The organism is Nodosilinea sp. LEGE 07088 (assembly GCF_015207395.1).
GTDB lineage: Bacteria > Cyanobacteriota > Cyanobacteriia > Phormidesmidales > Phormidesmidaceae > Nodosilinea.
The window spans coordinates 77,907-94,627 of the sequence record NZ_JADEWX010000004.1; the positions used below are offsets into that span (position 1 = coordinate 77,907).

The window sequence follows — 16,721 nt, forward strand, 5'->3', positions numbered from 1 at the left end:
CTTTGTGTCGCACTCAGGGGGATACCCTTATGTCGCATAACACATGCTATGCCCCTACGGGGGGTCTAATAGCTGAAAATCAAACCCGGCGTCGTAGCTGGTGGATGGCACAATTTTGACCAGCACACCGGCCTGGCTGCGATCGCCCGATCCCATAAACTGCACGCTGCCCGAGGCCCCCTCCGCCAGGGTAAACCCGGGTACATTGACCGCCTCCAGCACCGCCGAGCGGGTCAGGTCGCGGCTCTGGGTCAGGGCCTGCAAGATCACCTCGGTGGCGTCGTAGCTGAGGGCGGTGCGCCAGCTCACCCGGCCACCCCAAAGCTGCTCTGCCGCCTGGGCATAGGCGCGACTGGCCGGTAGGTTGGGATGCCAGGGCACCACCAGCACCATATTGGCCACCGCGCTGCGCCCCGTTGCCAGGGTCTCGTAGGTGTAGAGGGAGTCGCTGCCCAGCAGGGCCATGCGCTGGGCCTCGGGCAGGGCGGCATTGGCAGTGGCCAGAGCTATAGCCGCCTCGCGTTTATCGACATTGGGGCTGAGCATCAGCACCTGGGCCTGGCTCTGGGTTGTCCGCTGCAGGGCCGCTGCTGGCTGAGGGTCGGTGGCCAGATCAATCTGATCGACGACGGTGCCGCCCTCGCTCAGCACCGTGGCGGTAAAGGCATCTTTAAAGCTGGTGCTGTAGCCGCTCTCGGAGTTGTAGGCGACTGCAAAGGTTGAGTTCCCGGCGGTCAGGCTATAGCGAGCCAGCTGGGTGGCGGCCAGCTGGTCAGAGGGCACCGTGCGAAAGATGGCGTTGCCCAGCTGACTGATCTGGGTGCTGCTGCTGGTAGGAGACACCATCAACAGCTGGGCGGCCTGATAGGTCTCGGCGGCAGCGATGGTGGCACTGCTGGAGTTGTGGCCCACCACGGCCAGGATTTCGGAGCGATCGGCCAGGGTTTTGGCAACGGCGGCCGCCCGCTCGGGGTCGTTGCCGTCGTTGACCACCGTTACCGCCAGTAAACGGTTGACCACCCCGCCGCGATCGTTCCAGTCTTGCTGAGCCTGGGCCACCCCGCGCATCATTTCTTGGGCGGTGTCGGGGCTGCTCGACAGAGGCACCACTACAGCAATGGCCAATGGATTCCCCTGGTCGTAGGCGCGGGCGTTGTTGAAGTAGATCAGCGCTTCAGGGTCGTTGCGGTCTTCGGCAACAGCCTGTTGCAGCACAATTTTGGCGGCGGCCCAGTCGGCTTTAGCGATTAGGGAGGCGGCAATGTCTTTGGTGGCCGTATTTTTTGAGGTGGTTAAAAATACGGTATCGCCCTGGCTCAGGTCGGTTGAACTGGAGGAGGGGAGGGTGTTGGCAACACCGCCAAATATCGAGGGTAGCTTGAAGGAGGGCGGCGATCGCCATAGCCACCACATTGCCCCCCCAGCCAGCACAACGGCGGCGATATAGACGATAGGGGGCGGAGACTTAGCCACAGCGGAGGACGTTTAACGGTAGCTATAGTTTAGCCTAACGATGCTGGGAACCGTTGCAATCAAGCTGTTGTGAGCCTTCTGTACAGCTTTTGGGAAGGCTGCTGGTGTCCCTTGGGATTGGCCTAAGTGAGATTGCAAAGATGAGAGAATGAGCTGCCCATTCTCCAGGCGATCCGCCTGGAGCCCTTGGCGAAAGGCTTTGGCAGCGGCTAGAGGATTATGAGGTTGCCGCCGACCTGACCACCTAGGGCTTCGGCCTAATCGGCAACGGGGAGGGCGCGCCGTAGGCCGCCTCCAGCTGTTCGGCGGTGAGCGACTGCACCAGATTGAGAGCAATCGGGTCGGCATTCAAATAGGCGGCATAGGCGGCGCTGAGAAAGGGCTGATAGCCCAGATCTTGAGCCACGTACCGCTGCATAAAGGCGGTCGCCAGGGCCCGGCTATACTCGCTGCCGAGGGCAGTGTTGGGGGCCAGCCCACCATGGACGGTGTGGTCGGCCACGCTCGACTGCACGCTCGACCCATGCCCGGCGGGGGCCATAGTCACCAGGTATTTATGGTCGGTGGTGAGCCAGGTAAAGGGATGAATCTGCTCCTGTATTGGCGTGGCCAGCAGGTCGACATTGGCTGACACCAGCAGGGTGGGAATGGCGATCTGCGCAATTTCAGCCGGGCCCTGCACTACGCTATCGATCGGGTTGAGAGCCATGACCGCATCGATGCGCGGATCATCTAGGGACAGATCAACCGGGGTCAGCGGCGCAGCGCGGCACTGGAGATAAACCGACAGATTGAACGTCAACGGTCGATTGGCGACACAGGCCCGCTGCAACAGGGGATAGTTGATGGTAGCCCCCGCGATCGCCAGGGCCGTGTACCCCCCCAGCGAATGCCCAATGACGCCCACTCGCTCCAGGTCAAACCGCCCCTGGTCAGGGCCGGGGGCGGCTGAGCGCCGGGCCAGTTCATCCAGGGTGTAGGTGATGTCGAGGGGGCGATCGATATACTCGCGCGGCGGAATATCTTCGTTGATCAGACCCGACAAAAATCGCTGCTGAAAGATGCGATCGCTGCCGATATGCTGGGGTACCACCACCGCAAAGCCGTAGGACGCCAGGTGCTGGGCCAAAAACGCAAAGCTTTCTTTAGACGAGCCCCAGCCATGGGAAATCACCACCACTGGAGCGGCAGACTGGGTCTGGGGCAGATAGACATCGACATCAAAGGTGCGCCCGGCCTCACTGAACGGCGAAGGACGATCGGCATCGACCAGCGTGATGGTTTGAGCGGCAAAGGGAACCGGCCCTGGCTGGCGCAAATCAGGGAGCCGCGAGAAATCGACCACAGCGGCATTGTCGACTTCTCGCTGGGCCTGCTGCTGAATCGCGGCAAAGGCGGCCAGTTTATAGGTGGTCAAGCCATCCCACTGGCGGTTGAGATAGCGCAAATCGGGCACACTAATGCGAATATCGGTGGGGAAGTGGCGAATCACCCCCATAGCCGTGACCCCTTCAGGGTCTTGGGCCGCCGCTACATGGGCCGCCCGCAGGCCTAACGCCCCGTTGTCATTCACCTCGGTACGCACTAGGTTGCCCATGCGGGCGAGGTAATCGTCGCCCAGGGCGGAGTTGGCCAACTGGCTCATGGCCACGACATCGATATCTAGCCCAGCGTTTAGCTTCTGGCGCACCAGGGCCTGAGCCTGCTCGTCTAGACGCCCCACGGTGTGTCGCAACTCAGGGGGCACAACGCCGGTAGCGGCAAACTGCTCTAGGGCCTCTACCGAAATCGAGATCGCGAACAAGCCTTGGTGAATGCTAATGCGCTCGGCGGCGGCGGCCTCCCCAGCCGCCAGGGCGATCAGCAGGCCTCCTACCAGGCTGGTCACCCGTCGCCCTGGCCACCGACTGCATAACCCAACTGAGGCTTCAACTACAGCCAAGGCGTTTCTCCAGATTTGTTGCGTTTGGTCGTGGGCAATGCTGCTGGGGATACCAGCCACCAATAGTTCGCCAGGGCGATCGCGACTCGGCACCGACGTTAACCACTCTGCCAGCCATTAAACCAGTTATTTGTCAGCAGCGATCTGCCGACTCAGCCACAGCACTGGCAACAGCCCCACTAGAATGATTGCCAGCGCCGGGGCCGAAGCCTCGATCAGCCGCTCGTCGGCGGCGTACTGGTAGACCCGTACCGCTAGGGTATCGAAGTTAAACGGGCGAATAATCAGCGTGGCAGGTAGTTCTTTCATCACATCCACAAACACCAGCATGATCGCCGTCAGCAGGCTGCTGCCCAGCAGCGGACGGTGAATTTTGAGCAGGGTTTGGCTCGGGCTTTGGCCCAGGCTGCGGGCGGCATCATCCAGGGAAGGCTTAATTTTGCTCAGGCCCGCCTCTACCGCCCCAAAGCTGACCGCCAAAAACCGCACCAGGTAGGCAAACAGCAGCGCAATCATCGTGCCGCTGAGCAGCAGTCCGGTAGAAACGCCAAAGGTCTGCCGCATCCAGGCATCGATCGCATTGTCGAAGCGGGCCAATGGAATCAGGGTACCGACAGCAATTACCGCTCCCGGCACGGCATAGCCCAGGTTGGCCCCCCGCACCGCCAGTTTGAGAAAGGGGGTGTGGTTGAGCCGCAGGCCGTAGGCCATCACCAGCGCCAGCACTACCGCCAGCAGGGCAGCCAACACCGCCAGCACCAGGCTATTGAGGCCGAGCACGATAAAGTCGCGATCGAGGGTATCTGCGGCGTTGCGAATGGTCATGGCCAGCAGCAGCCCGGTGGGAATAATTAGCCCCAGCAGCACTGGGCCAGCGCAGGCCAGCCAGGCCCCCCCGGCCCGCAGCCCTTGCAACTGATGGCGGGCCTGCGACAGCGATCGCCCCATGCCCTGGTAGTAGCGCGCCTGCCGCCGCGATCGCTGCTCTAGCAGCACCAGGGCAAAGATAAACAGCAGCAGCACCGCCGAGAGCTGCACCGCCGCCGGGCGATCGCCCAGGCCAAACCAGGTGCGATAGATGCCCGTGGTAAAGGTGGCCACACTAAAGTAGGCGACGGTGCCAAAGTCGTTGAGGGTTTCCATTAGGGCCAGGGCGGTACCAGCGGCGATCGCCGGTCGCGCCAGGGGCAGCGCCACAGTCCAAAAACTGCGCCAGGGGCCGCGCCCCAACGAACGACTGGCCTCCAGGGTGGCGGTCGATTGCTCTAAAAACGCCACCCGCGCCAGCAGATAGACGTAGGGGTAAAGGGTGAGGCTAAAGAGTAAAATCGCCCCGCCCAGCGAGCGAATGTTGGGAAACCAGTAGTCGGTCGCCCGCTGCCAGCCAAACAGCGATCGCAGCGTGGTTTGCACCGGGCCAAAGTATTCCAGCGTGTCGGTATAGACGTAGGCGAGAATGTAGGTCGGGGCCGCCAGGGGTAACAGCAAGAGCCATTCAAACCACCGCCTGCCCCAAAACTGGCAGCCACTCACCAGCCAGGCCGTGCTGACGCCAATGCTCAGTACCCCCATGCCTACCCCCACCATCAGCACCAGGGAGTTGCGTAGGTACTCGGGCAGCACCGTAGTGGCCAGGTGGCCCCAGGCTTCACTAGAGTTGGTGGTCAAACTAGCGAGAATAATTGCCACCGGCATTAGCATGACCAAGGCAATCAGCGTGACGGCGATCGCCCAGCTGTTAGGCCGAAACACCAAGGTTTTCCAGTGGGCACCCAGAGCTTTCATAGGGGGGTAGTTATTGCTATCCATTCCTTTTAGCATAGAATGTCCCTTTGATTGAGCTTGCCTCCAGCCGCTCAATCAGCGGCAGCTAGCACTCTGGAACCCCAATGCTAGAGGCCAAAAAATCGGGCTGAATCGGGCCGCAGATAGCCCGAGTTTTCGTTCCTGAAGTATGCTTTGCAGAGAGTTCCTGCGGGAAGGGTTCGTTGTCTCGCTCAGCCATTGATTCTGGACAGAGTGCGGGCCTCACACCGGCTTCAGTGCCTACCGTTCCATTGCAGACTGCCCATGGATATTCTTAACCTACTCACCCGCCTGCTGCTGTGGCTTGGCATTGGCTACTTTCTGTGGTGGATACTGAAGAAATTTATCCCGGCCAACTTTCTGACCTGGTTTGGCGGGGCGATGATTTTGGCCCTGATCGCAGGAGCGTTTCTGTTCCCCGAAGATAATACTATCGGGGTGTTCTGGGAGTTCTTGGCCTTCCCATTGACGCCCCTAGGCGGGGCGATTACGTTGCTGATTCTGGCCCTCAGCAACGGCATGAAAAAGGTCAACGGGCGCATGGTGATGGTGGCCCTGCTGATCTTATTTTTTTGCAGCATGCCCCTGGTGGCGCGGGCGCTAGTCAACCAGTCAGAAGGTGCTGTGCAGCGAGCCTATGCGAGTCAGCAGCGGTTGTGTAGCGATATTTGCCCCGCGATTGATCAGGTGCCGGTAGACCGGGCCGTGTCGATCGTTGTCATCGGCGAAAATGCCGACGCCTACCGACTCACCAACGCCCTCAACAGTCGGATCGATGCCGATAATCCCCTTGACCCGGTGCTGGTAGCGCGGCTCAACAGCGCGGCTAATGTCTACAGCCGCATCAGTCAGGCCAGACCCTTTGTCACGGTTACGGCCGGACCACGGTATAGCAGCGGCGACGAGCAAGAAGTGCTCAGGCAGGCTATTCGCAACCAGCTCACCAGCCGAGGGGTACCCGCAGAAAGCATTCGCGTTGAGAATACGGGCACTGATATTCACGGCACTGTGACCGATCAAAAAGACTTTTTGACTGAGCAAGGGTTGTTTACTGAACCACCCCGTAGCGAGCCCCTTGATACCAGCCGCGCTAACCGTGAGGCCAACCGGGTGGTGCTGGTCGCTCCCGCGCTGATGATGCGCCGAGCTGCCCTGGCTTTTGAAAACGATGGCATTCAAGTCGTGGCCGCACCAACCGAACTCTACAGCACCCCTGGCCCAGATAGCCGCGAGACTCTGGCCCGTTTGGCCGATCTAGCTCCTAACGTCAATGCTCTAGTGCTCACGACCCGCTACTGGAGCGAGCTGCTGAACTCGATCTATTACTTTTTGCGCGGCTGGCTGCCTCCCTTCAGCATGCAGTGGGAACAGGTGGTCGAGACCATCTAGCGCCGCCGTCTGCCAGCTCAGTTCCTCCTAATGGCCGCTCTCAAATTCGTCTAGGATAAGGGGGCAATTAGGGCAGATGATATGGCGCGATCGCAGCTACAAAAATTGGGCACCTACCTCTGGCCCCACTGGCAAAAGGCTGCCCTGGGGGTAGTGGCGCTGTTTATCGTCAACCTGGTGGGCGTGTGGATTCCGCTGCTGATTCGCAACGGCATCGACGAGTTACAGGTCACCTTTAGCTTCAACCGGGTGATGTACTATTCGCTGCTGGTGCTGCTGCTGGCCTCAGTGATGTGGGTGATTCGCATGGTGTCGCGCATTACCCTGTTTGGGGTCGGTCGCCAGGTGGAGTTTGACCTCAAGCAGCGCATCTTTCAGCACCTGCTGAGCCTGGAGCCCGCCTACTTTGGCCGCAACACCGCCGGAGAATTGATCAGCCGCGCCACCAGCGATGTTGACAACATTCGTCGCCTGCTGGGGTTTGCCATTCTCAGTTTGGCCAATACGCTGTTTGCCTACGCCCTGACGGTGCCGGTGATGCTGTCGATCAGCGTGCGGCTGACGCTGATCTCGCTGATTGTCTACCCGGTCATGCTGGTGCTGGTGCAGAGCTTTAGCCATCGGTTGCGATCGCAGCAGCTAGAGGTACAGGAGCGCATCTCCGATCTCAGCGATCTGATTCAAGAAGACATGAGCGGCATCGCGCTGATCAAGATCTACGCCCAAGAAGACAACGAGCGTCGTGCCTTTGGCCGCCTCAACACCAATCTGCTCACCGCCAACCTCACCCTGGCCCGCACCCGCAACACCCTGTTTCCGCTGTTGGGAGGGCTGGCCAGCATTAGCCTGCTGGTAATTTTGGCCACCGGGGCCGGGGCGATCGCCGATGGCGCCCTCACCGTCGGCGACTTTGTGGCGCTGTTGCTCTACGTCGAGCGGCTGGTCTTCCCCACGGCACTGCTGGGCTTTACCATCACCGCCTACCAGCGCGGCGAAGTCAGCATCAACCGGGTCGAAGAAATTCTCGATGCCGAGCCCGAGGTACAGACTTCCCCCAGTGCCATTCCCCTACCCATTGAACAGGTGCAGGGCACCCTGGAAGCCCGCCATCTCAGCTACAACTACACCGACAGCAAAGTGCCGGCCCTGGATGCGGTGAGCTTTAAAATATCGCCCGGGGAGCAGATTGCGATCGTGGGGCCGATTGGCTCGGGGAAGTCAACCCTGGCCAATGCCCTGCCCCGCCTGCTCGACATCGGCCCCGGCCAGCTCTATCTAGATGGCTACGATGTCACCGAGCTGCCCTTAGCAGATCTCAGACGGGCGATCGCCTACGTGCCCCAAGACAGCTTTCTGTTTAGCACGAGTATCAACAACAACATTCGCTACGGCTCACCGCTGCTGGAGTTTTTAGAGGTGCAGCACGCCGCTAAACAGGCCCAAATGGACGAAGAAATCCAGAATTTTCCCCAGCACTACGACACCATCGTCGGCGAGCGCGGCATTACCCTCTCCGGTGGGCAGCGACAGCGCACCGCCCTGGCCCGTGCCCTGGTGGTCGATGCTCCTATTCTGGTGCTCGACGACGCCCTCTCCAGCGTTGATAACCGCACCGCTACGGCCATTCTCAACGCTCTGTCGGAGGGCACTCAGCAAAAAACGGTGCTGTTTATCTCCCATCAGATGTCTGCCGCCGCCACCGCCGATCGCATCTTTGTCATGGATGAGGGCCGCATTGTGCAGCAGGGGCATCACCGCGATCTGGTACAGCAACCCGGCCTCTACCGCAATCTGTGGGAACAGCACCAGCTGGAGTCGATCCTGCAATAGGGTTAATAGAGCCGTTATGGTCAGATTTTCAATCCTGGCACATACGATGATTAATTTTATATTAAGTTGACGAGATCCATCTAGGTGGCGGGCACCTGTTCGCATATTCTGGGCATACGCTTTTTGTCACAGGGGCAGCAAACGTTATTTAGACTGGTAGGCACCCTATGAAATGCCCGACCTGCAACAGCAGAAAAACTGTTGTACACCCCGATCTAAGCCATGGCAGATCTGCCTATCGATGTCTTTCCTGTGATCATATTTTCAGCACTTTTTCCAGGCATAGGTCTGGCAGGGCCTGGCTCAGCACTGTAGGTGCCATACTCCTCTTATCGCCTGTGCTACTCTACCTACCCATGAAGGGCATGCTCAGCCTGTTTGTAGAGGCTGACGATGCGCCGGTAGATACTATTGTGGTGCTAGGGCGAGGCCCCAATGACCTGGCTGACAGGGCACTCGCTGCTGCTCAATATTGGCAAGACAACCAGAGTGCGAATATTTTTGTGAGCGGCATGATGGATGCACCTGTCATTATTGATGTCCTTCAAGAAATGGGGATACCCGCAACCCAAATTAGTGGTGAACGGTGTTCTGAATCTACCTGGGAGAATGCTCTTTTTTCCGATGCACTGCTTCAACCAAGCGCGAATGATCGCATTCTCTTGATTACAGATGAACCCCACATGTTGCGCTCTGTCTGGGTCTTTAAAGGGTTCGGATTTAAGCAGGTAGAACCCTATGTGGTAGAACAGCATCCGGTTATTTCCCTATCTCCTAAGCGGGCTTATAGAATGCTCCGCGAATATGCCGCCTTGGCCAAATATGGAGTACTGGGGAGGTATTTTCCCACGACTCCAGAGCAGCATCTAAAGGCTGAGGCCGCGGCAAACTTTAGAGTAGAGGATTGGAACTGCTACCTGCCAGCGACCCAGAGCACAGACTAAAAGTCGTTGGCCGGGGAGATCCCTCCCTCTCAAACCCAGGCAAGAGATGGAGTTATGTTACGCCTCTAGCAGTTGCTCAGCGGTGAGGGGGTGAACAGCCGCCTCACTCCTCCAGCGATTGGCAATGGGCATACGCCAGCCCATGCCAAAGGCGCGATCGGTCACCTTGAGCACTGGCGGTGCCTGCCGTCGCTTAAACTCAGCCCGAGATACCAGCCGCAGCACCTTTTCGACCACGGCAGCATCGTGGCCAGCGGCGACCATGTCGGCAATCGATTCGTGGCGCTGCACCAGGCGATCGAGGATGTCGTCGAGCACGTCGTAGGGCGGCAGCGAGTCTTGATCGACCTGGCCGGGCTTGAGTTCGGCGCTGGGGGGTTTGTCAAGAATATTTTGAGGGATCAGACCTTGGGCGCTGACTCGGGTCGCCAGGGTTCCTAGCGTTACCGGGGCGATCGCGCCATTGCTGCCTTGCCCTACCTGTTGGTTCAGCCATTGGCAGAGGGCATAGACCCGGGTTTTAGGCACATCGGCAATCACGGCTAGCCCCCCATTCATGTCGCCATAGAGGGTGCAGTAGCCCACAGCCATCTCTGACTTGTTGCCGGTCGAGAGCAGCAGGTGGCCAAATTTGTTGGAGATCGCCATCAGCAGGTTGCCGCGAATGCGCGACTGAATGTTCTCTTCGGCAATGCCGGGGCTGGTGTCGGCAAATAGCGGGTCGAGCACTTGGTCGTAGTCGGCCATCAGCGGACCGATCGCCAGGGTTTGGTGAGCGATGCCCAGGGCCTGGGCCAGAGCCAGGGCATCGCTGACGGAATGCGCTGAGCTATAGGGGGAGGGCATGAGCACACCCAGCACGTTGTCGGGGCCGAGGGCCGCTGCCGCGATCGCCGCCACCAGGGCCGAGTCGATGCCGCCGCTGAGGCCAATCACGGCCTGGGCAAAACCACACTTGTGGGTATAGTCGCGCACCCCCAGCACCAGGGCCGACCAGAGGGCTTCGTTGTCGTCAGTGGGGAGCGGTGCCACCTCCCCAGGGGTGAGGTCGCCCTTCACCGGGTCATAGTCGACCACAGCCAGCCCGGCTTGAAACGCAGGCAGGCGGGCCACCAGTTCACCCTGGCGGTCAAAGGCCAGACTGGCGCCGTCAAAAATCAGATCGTCGTTGGCCCCCACCTGGTTGGCGTAGAGAATGGGGCAGCGAAATCGAGCGGCGCTGTGGGCCAGCATGGCCGATCGCAGCTGTGCTTTGTGGAGGGAGTAGGGCGAGGCTGAGAGATTGATCACCAGGTCGACGCCGTCGCCTGCCAGGTCGGCAATGGGGTTGCGGGCATAGCTGCGACCGCCCCAAAACTCCTCGTCGTTCCAGAGGTCTTCGCAGATGGTGACGCCCACGCGAATGCCCCAGTCACCACAGGGCAGAGTAAAGCTGCTGGGGCCCTGGCCGGGGGCAAAGTAGCGGTCTTCGTCGAAGACATCGTAGGTGGGCAGCAACTGCTTGTGAAAGACTTGCTGCACCTGGCCGCCTTGCAGCAGGGCGGTGCTGTTGAAAAGGGGCTTTTCGCCCGAGTAGCGAGCCTTGGGGTTGGCGGCGGCATAGCCCACCAGCACGGCCAGGTGGGGCGGCAGCGCCAGGGCTAAATCCTCCAGGGTTTGGGCCATGGCCTGAATGAAGCTGGGCCGCAGCAGCAGGTCGCGGGGCGGGTAGCCGCACAGCACTAGCTCGGTCGTGACCAATATCTGGGCGCCCAACTGGTCGGCCTGGCGGGCGGCATTGAGCACCTGCTGGGCGTTGTGGGCCAGGTCGCCAATGGTGGGGTTAAGCTGGGCGATCGCAAATTTCATAGGCTGACTGGGCTGGCTAACTGGGCTGGCTAACTGGGCTAAACGATAGTTCTCAGGCAAAACCGTGGCTTATCGCTCGGCAATGCCCGACTGTGGGCGGCAACTGCGCTGGGCAGATAGGGTGTTGCGCTCCCAAAACACACCGTCGGAGTATCCCTGAATGCTAGGGTCTGAGTCTGCTAAATCTAAGCGTTTTTGGGCCAGGCAGCAGTAGTCGAGATCCTGCTCAATGCCGATGTACTGCCGTCCCAGTTTTTTAGCTACCACCGAGGTAGTGCCGCTGCCCAAAAACGGGTCGAGCACGACGTCACCTGCGTTAGAGCTAGCCAGCATCAGCTTGGCGATTAGTTTCTCGGGCTTTTGGGTGGGGTGGTCGGTGTTTTCGGGCATTGACCAAAACGGGATCGTGATGTCGGTCCATAGGTTAGAGGGGTGGGTGAGGCGATACTGCTTTGCCCCGGTATCATCCCAATCCTTTGGTTGACCAGCTGAATTGCGGTAGGGAGCGAGCACCCGGCGCTTGAGCTTGACGGCATCAACGTTAAAGGTGTAGCGGTCGGAGACGGTGCAAAACCAGATATCTTCGCTGGCATTCTTCCAATTGGTTTGGGCCCCGCGCCCCTTTTCGCGCTCCCAGGTGATCCGATTTCTCACGGTAAAGTGCTGCTCCAAGATGGGATACAGGGCGGTTGAGGTGGCCCAGTCGGCGCAGAAATAGGCCGAAGCGTTGGGCTTGAGTACCGGTCTGAGCTGGCTCATCCAGCGGTCGAGCCAGGCAGCGTAGACGGTGCGATCGCGCTGTTTAAACTGACTGCCGTTGAAATCTTTAGTCAGGTTATAGGGGGGGTCCACAATCAGCAGATCCACCGACCCTGGGGGGAGATGGGGTAGGGCCGTCAGCACATCCTGGCAAATCGTTTGGTTGAGAATGTCTGGGGGCGACACCGCTTGGGTCAGGCTGATTAACCGCCGCGACAGACTATCCCGCTCTCGATCGGCCAGCTCTAGGGTTCGATTTCTAGGTGCCCTGACTTTCATGATCTACCTTGCCCACCTCGAAAATATATGCAACCGCTGTTTGTCTTCCCCGTCCCCCTGCCCTCAAATAAACACCATGGGTTTCTCTTTCAGGGGCTCAAAGGCGGCGGCATCAAACCGATAGAGACTGGCGGGGCGTCCGGCTCCCCGGGAGGTTTTTTGGCCCGTATCCTGCAAAAAACCCAGTTTTAGCAGCCGGGCGCGAAAGTTGGAATAGTCTGAAAATCCATCGCCCAGCACGGTGATATAGAGCTGATAGAGATCGCCAAGGGTAAACACCTCAGGCAGCACGTCGAAAGCGATCGGGCTGTATTCCAGCTTGTTGCGCAGACGATGGTAGCCATAGCTGAGAATTTCGGTGTGGTCAAAGGCCAGCTGTGGCACCTCAGCCAGGGGATACCAGGCAATGCTGCCGCTGCTGTCGCCAATCAGCTCGGCGTCTTCGAAGCGCACCAGGGCAAAGTGACTGACCGATAGGTAGCGCACATCAAACGCCTGGGGCGACTCACGGGGGTCGCGATCGGGGCCCCCGAAGGTATAGAGCTGCTCCAGGTAGAGCGTATTGACCCGAACTTTTTCGGCCAGCACCCGGTAGGCGGCGGCTTCCAGGGTTTCTCCCTGGCGTACCAGCGTGCCAGGTAAGCTCCAGTGGCCCGCAAAGGGGTCTGTCTGGCGCATCACCACCAGCACCAGCAGCCGGTTGCGGTGGGTATCGACCGAGAAAATCACGTTGTCTACCCCGACCTTAAAATCGGCCAGGTCAACGGTGCTCAGAGGGTAGTTAGGGGTGCGGTGGAGATTTGCGGACATGGGTAGAGATGGTGTTGGGCAATGTAAGACTGTACGGCTGGGGTCAGGCCCGGCGCATCTAGCTGGGTCGAGGTGGCCTCGTCGCACTGGCGGTACCGCGACGAGGAAACATCAATGGCGGGCATAGCGGCTACGGTTACCGTGGTGTACTGCCGTAGCCGCTCCAGGCTGGCCTCGCTGAGGTCATAGCCCGGGCGGGGTATGACCCATATGTTGACCGCCGCGAAGATTTCTTTAGCCCGCTGCCAGGAGGGCAGTTGCTCGACCAGGTCGGCCCCCACCACCAGGGAGAATTGAGCCTGGGGCCAGATCTGTCGAGCCCGCTCTAGGGTCACGATAGTGCGCATATGGCTAAGTTCAGGGTGTACCTGCACACATCGGGGGGAGATATCGAGCTCGTCGATTAGCAGCTCCAGCATGCGAAAGCGATCGCCTAGAGAGGTCTGGTGATCCTTGAAGGGATTGTTGGCGGCCCAGACAGCCACGTGGTCAAACTGAGTAGCCAGCCAGGCGAGAATGGCCGCGTGGCCCTGGTGGGGTGGGTCGGCGCTGGTGCCAAATAGAGCAATGGAAAGCACTGAAGAACGATTCATCGAGCCATTGGGTAGAGTCATCGGCAGAGGCATGGGATCTTAGGGCTGCGATACTGCACTGCGGCGGGTGTGCGCCGCCAGCTCGACCAGAGACTCCGACAGGGTAACGGCATACTCATCGGGGTGATCGAGCTGGCGTACCGGGATGGACAGACTGGCCACGGCGGCGGCGGTACGGGCGGCGATCGCATCCAGCGATTCCGGTACCTGCACCGCCTGCCCCTGTTTGACCACCCATTGTAGAAGCGGCTGCTCGTCAGCGGCGACGGTATCGGTCATCAGGCCCAGACGATCGCCCATGGCTTGCCCCCCCTGGTAACGGCGAAATACCTGTTTGCGGCCTGGCAAGGTGGTTTTGCAGGAGGCTTCCTTCATGACGGCTGCGCCATCAATCTCCACCAGTTTATAGACCCCGTTTACCGGGTCGCCCGTGACTAGCTTGGTGCCGAGTCCGTAGCCGTCAATCATCGCGCCCGCCCGCCGCAGGCGGTCAATCTCGTACTCGTCGAGGTCACCGCTGGCGATGATTTTGGCGGCGGGCAAATGCGATCGCACCGCCTGCGACAGCTCTGCCAGATTCCCCGAGTCCAGTCGCACCGCTGCCACCTGAGTTTCACCCGCCGCCACCTGAGTCGCGAGCCGCTTTGCCGCCGCCACCGTATCGTAGGTGTCAATCAACAAAGCCGCCTGGGGGAAATAGCGCTGAAAGGCCTCAAACGCGTCATCTTCGCTGCCCTCCAAAGCCGTAAACGCCATTACCAGGGCATGGGCCATAGTCCCTGCGGGCCGACGGCCTAGCTGCACCGCCGCCAGTACGTTAGAGGTGGCATCGAGCCCCCCGGCCAGCGCGGCCCGTGCGGCCCATAGCGCTCCCTGGGGGCTAAAGGCCCGGCGAGTGCCAAACTCTAAGAGCTGCGCTTCTGGCCCGGCTACATCGCGAAGGCGCGCTGCTCGGGTGGCTATCAGCGTTTGATAGTTCAGGGCATTGAGTAAATAGGTTTCAGCAATTTGCGCCTGCCACAGAGGCGCTTCTACCCGCAGCAGAGGCTCATTGGCAAACACGGCTGTTCCCTCCGGTACCGCCCACACATCCCCGGTAAAGCCCCCCGCCGCCAGCTGCTGCCAAAACCCATCGGGGGCATGGCTAAACAGCCCTGTCTGTCGCAGCGCCTCCAAATGCTGATCTGAAAAATGCAGATTGGTCAAATAGTCGATGGCCTGGTGTAGACCCATCGCAATCATGTAGCCGTAGCCCTGGGGTAGCCGACGGGCAAATAGCTCAAAACTGGCCCGGCGATCGGCAATGCCTTCGCCGACATAACAACTTGCCATCGTCAGCTGATACAGGTCTGTAAACAGGCCGTAATCCTTAGGGGTGGCCAGCAAATCGGGGTAGGTCATGCCAGAGTAGGGTAGTTTTAGTTATTTATACCATAATTCTTTTATTTCGCCCCTCGCCACCCCTGATCCTGGATCAGAAGGGCAATCAACCAACCCCAACTGGGCCTATAGGGTAACAGTAACGACCTCAGTCTCAGATCGTTTAGCACACGCTTCAATATCTGTCACAGAACTGCGGTCAGCTCCTTGGCCTGGCCTCTATCGTCCATTCATATAGGGCTAGAGCAATCCTGGGTCTGCCGAGAGAACTAGGACAACCCCAAGAACGAAGGCCAGAGCACCGCTACGTTACATCGCCTGTCACAGGCAGCGCTCAAATAGCACTAACGAGTAAGTACAAGACAACTAAAAGTACAAGACAACTAAAAACTACTGGGAGGATAGCGATGAATCTGACCCACACGCTGGAACTCTTTGACACCCCTAAAGCCGCCCGGGTTGATTGTCCTATTAGCGCTCACATTAGGGGCCGAGTCTTCTATGAGGGCACCTATTGGCCCGCCCGATTCTATGACGGTTTAGTCGACGCTAACTATGCACTAGCGGTGTCAAGTCGGGTATTAGTAGTCGGTCGCCAGGGGTTGACTCTGCTGGTTTCCCCGCTGCTGGCGGCGGCCTGTGCCTAGTTTTGCTGGGCTGGGATAAAGCTCATTTTCTGTAGAAATCCCGAAGGATCTAGCAAAAACCTCTATGATTAAAGTAGTTTTGCCAAAATCCTTCCTGCCCACTGTTGACCTATGGATAGCCTGGTTCAATGTCATCTCTGGCTGGCTTGGGAAACTGACTTAGGCACCCATCTATCATCAGTGCCGCCCATAGGTGCAGTACCCCTTGCTACGTCTGGGATTGCCCCCATAACGACTGCCCGCTGGGGACGGATTTTGGCGATCGCGGCGGGGGCAGTCGTTGTGGGCAGTGGCCTCGGATTGCCAGCCTTGGCCAACTCCTCTCGCTGGGGTAGCACGGTCTATGCCAATACCCCAGCGGGCTATGCCCTCAACGTGCGGTGGGGCCCCAGCACCAACAACGGCGTGTATCGGCGGGTAGGGCGAGGCACTGCCCTGCAATTGTCTGGGGCGCGCCGCAATGGCTGGGTGCAGCTGGTGGATACAACTTGGGTAGCGGGCAACCTGGTCAGTTCAGCGCCGATTGGAACAGCGCCCAGCTGGCCTCTTCCCGGTGACCCTCGCAATCTAGCCACCGTAGTTACTCCACAAAATTTTGCCCTCAATATCCGCTCTGGCGCTGGCTTTGAGTACCCAGTGGTAGGGCAGTTTGTCAACGGCAGCCGCATCGCTCTTACCGGGCGATTTAGCGTCGGCTGGGCTCAATTGACCAACGGCAACTGGGTCGATAGCGGTCACCTCCAGTACAGTGGCCCGGTCTATGAGGTGAGCCCGCCAACCACGCTTCCCGGTCAGCCCACCAACCCTTCCCCCAATGCCGATGTCATGGAGGTGCAGCGACGACTGCGCCAGCTGGGCTATTTGCCCGCCAGCTTTGTGATTACGGGTATCTACGACCAAACCACTCAAAATGCTGTGCGGGAGTTTCAGCGGGTCAACGGCCTGCCCGTTACCGGCACCGTCGATGCGGCCACCTGGCAGGCCCTGTACCGGGCGACTGCGTCACCCCCCAGCCCCACCC

Annotated in this window: 13 protein-coding genes; 5 read left to right on the forward strand and 8 right to left on the reverse strand. The window is 59.6% G+C overall.

Annotated features, from left to right (window positions below; all coding sequences use genetic code 11):
- Positions 1–54: 54 nt before the first annotated feature.
- The 3 genes from IQ254_RS02410 to IQ254_RS02420 all read right to left on the reverse strand — a co-directional run bounded on the left by IQ254_RS02410 (position 55) and on the right by IQ254_RS02420 (position 5,200).
- On the reverse strand, positions 55–1,473 hold the full coding sequence (locus IQ254_RS02410; RefSeq protein WP_313887342.1) for an ABC transporter substrate-binding protein: 1,419 nt from the start codon (positions 1,471–1,473) through the stop codon (positions 55–57).
- Between the two features lie 244 nt (positions 1,474–1,717).
- Positions 1,718–3,508 (reverse strand): alpha/beta hydrolase, encoded by a 1,791-nt coding sequence (locus tag IQ254_RS02415; protein ID WP_193963978.1) that lies wholly within the window; start codon positions 3,506–3,508, stop codon positions 1,718–1,720.
- A gap of 33 nt (positions 3,509–3,541) precedes the next feature.
- On the reverse strand, positions 3,542–5,200 hold the full coding sequence (locus tag IQ254_RS02420) for an iron ABC transporter permease (protein WP_193963979.1): 1,659 nt from the start codon (positions 5,198–5,200) through the stop codon (positions 3,542–3,544).
- A 285-nt stretch (positions 5,201–5,485) separates the two neighbouring features.
- On the opposite strand from IQ254_RS02420, the gene IQ254_RS02425 reads away from it, so the two are divergent.
- From IQ254_RS02425 to IQ254_RS02435, 3 genes are all read left to right on the forward strand, one after another.
- Entirely contained in the window at positions 5,486–6,610 is a 1,125-nt protein-coding gene (locus tag IQ254_RS02425) for a YdcF family protein (RefSeq protein ID WP_193963981.1), read from the forward strand.
- An 81-nt stretch (positions 6,611–6,691) separates the two neighbouring features.
- Complete coding sequence (locus IQ254_RS02430) at positions 6,692–8,440, forward strand: ABC transporter ATP-binding protein (protein ID WP_193963983.1); 1,749 nt, start codon at positions 6,692–6,694, stop codon at positions 8,438–8,440.
- A 356-nt stretch (positions 8,441–8,796) separates the two neighbouring features.
- Positions 8,797–9,384, forward strand: coding sequence for a YdcF family protein (locus tag IQ254_RS02435; RefSeq protein WP_228039991.1), 588 nt, complete (start codon positions 8,797–8,799; stop codon positions 9,382–9,384).
- A gap of 57 nt (positions 9,385–9,441) precedes the next feature.
- Here IQ254_RS02435 and IQ254_RS02440 read toward each other — a convergent pair whose 3' ends face one another.
- From IQ254_RS02440 to IQ254_RS02460, 5 genes are all read right to left on the reverse strand, one after another.
- On the reverse strand, positions 9,442–11,232 hold the full coding sequence (locus IQ254_RS02440) for an NAD+ synthase (protein WP_193963987.1): 1,791 nt from the start codon (positions 11,230–11,232) through the stop codon (positions 9,442–9,444).
- A gap of 69 nt (positions 11,233–11,301) precedes the next feature.
- Complete coding sequence (locus IQ254_RS02445; RefSeq protein ID WP_193963989.1) at positions 11,302–12,270, reverse strand: DNA methyltransferase; 969 nt, start codon at positions 12,268–12,270, stop codon at positions 11,302–11,304.
- Between the two features lie 63 nt (positions 12,271–12,333).
- Positions 12,334–13,080, reverse strand: coding sequence for an NUDIX domain-containing protein (locus tag IQ254_RS02450; protein WP_193963991.1), 747 nt, complete (start codon positions 13,078–13,080; stop codon positions 12,334–12,336).
- On the reverse strand, positions 13,041–13,706 hold the full coding sequence (locus tag IQ254_RS02455; RefSeq protein ID WP_228039993.1) for a nicotinate-nucleotide adenylyltransferase: 666 nt from the start codon (positions 13,704–13,706) through the stop codon (positions 13,041–13,043). The genes IQ254_RS02450 and IQ254_RS02455 overlap by 40 nt, the downstream gene beginning before the upstream one ends.
- A gap of 6 nt (positions 13,707–13,712) precedes the next feature.
- Positions 13,713–15,074: a nicotinate phosphoribosyltransferase gene (locus tag IQ254_RS02460; protein ID WP_193963993.1), complete on the reverse strand. Its 1,362-nt coding sequence runs from the start codon at positions 15,072–15,074 to the stop codon at positions 13,713–13,715.
- 386 nt (positions 15,075–15,460) lie between these two features.
- Here IQ254_RS02460 and IQ254_RS02465 point away from each other — a divergent pair, with 386 nt between their 5' ends.
- Complete coding sequence (locus IQ254_RS02465; protein WP_193963994.1) at positions 15,461–15,700, forward strand: NfeD family protein; 240 nt, start codon at positions 15,461–15,463, stop codon at positions 15,698–15,700.
- A 111-nt stretch (positions 15,701–15,811) separates the two neighbouring features.
- On the forward strand, positions 15,812–16,721 hold a 910-nt coding region (locus IQ254_RS02470; RefSeq protein WP_193963995.1), incomplete at its 3' end, for a peptidoglycan-binding protein.

Excerpts from the sequence above, each read along its gene's own strand:
- IQ254_RS02445 (WP_193963989.1), bottom strand. The coding sequence starts at position 12,270 with ATGAAAGTCAGGGCACCTAGAAATCGAACCCTAGAGCTGGCCGATCGA.
- IQ254_RS02435 (WP_228039991.1), top strand. The coding sequence starts at position 8,797 with ATGAAGGGCATGCTCAGCCTGTTTGTAGAGGCTGACGATGCGCCGGTA.
- IQ254_RS02420 (WP_193963979.1), bottom strand. The coding sequence starts at position 5,200 with ATGAAAGCTCTGGGTGCCCACTGGAAAACCTTGGTGTTTCGGCCTAAC.
- IQ254_RS02465 (WP_193963994.1), top strand. The coding sequence starts at position 15,461 with ATGAATCTGACCCACACGCTGGAACTCTTTGACACCCCTAAAGCCGCC.
- IQ254_RS02425 (WP_193963981.1), top strand. The coding sequence starts at position 5,486 with ATGGATATTCTTAACCTACTCACCCGCCTGCTGCTGTGGCTTGGCATT.
- IQ254_RS02450 (WP_193963991.1), bottom strand. The coding sequence starts at position 13,080 with ATGTCCGCAAATCTCCACCGCACCCCTAACTACCCTCTGAGCACCGTT.
- IQ254_RS02455 (WP_228039993.1), bottom strand. The coding sequence starts at position 13,706 with ATGCCTCTGCCGATGACTCTACCCAATGGCTCGATGAATCGTTCTTCA.
- IQ254_RS02440 (WP_193963987.1), bottom strand. The coding sequence starts at position 11,232 with ATGAAATTTGCGATCGCCCAGCTTAACCCCACCATTGGCGACCTGGCC.
- IQ254_RS02430 (WP_193963983.1), top strand. The coding sequence starts at position 6,692 with ATGGCGCGATCGCAGCTACAAAAATTGGGCACCTACCTCTGGCCCCAC.
- IQ254_RS02460 (WP_193963993.1), bottom strand. The coding sequence starts at position 15,074 with ATGACCTACCCCGATTTGCTGGCCACCCCTAAGGATTACGGCCTGTTT.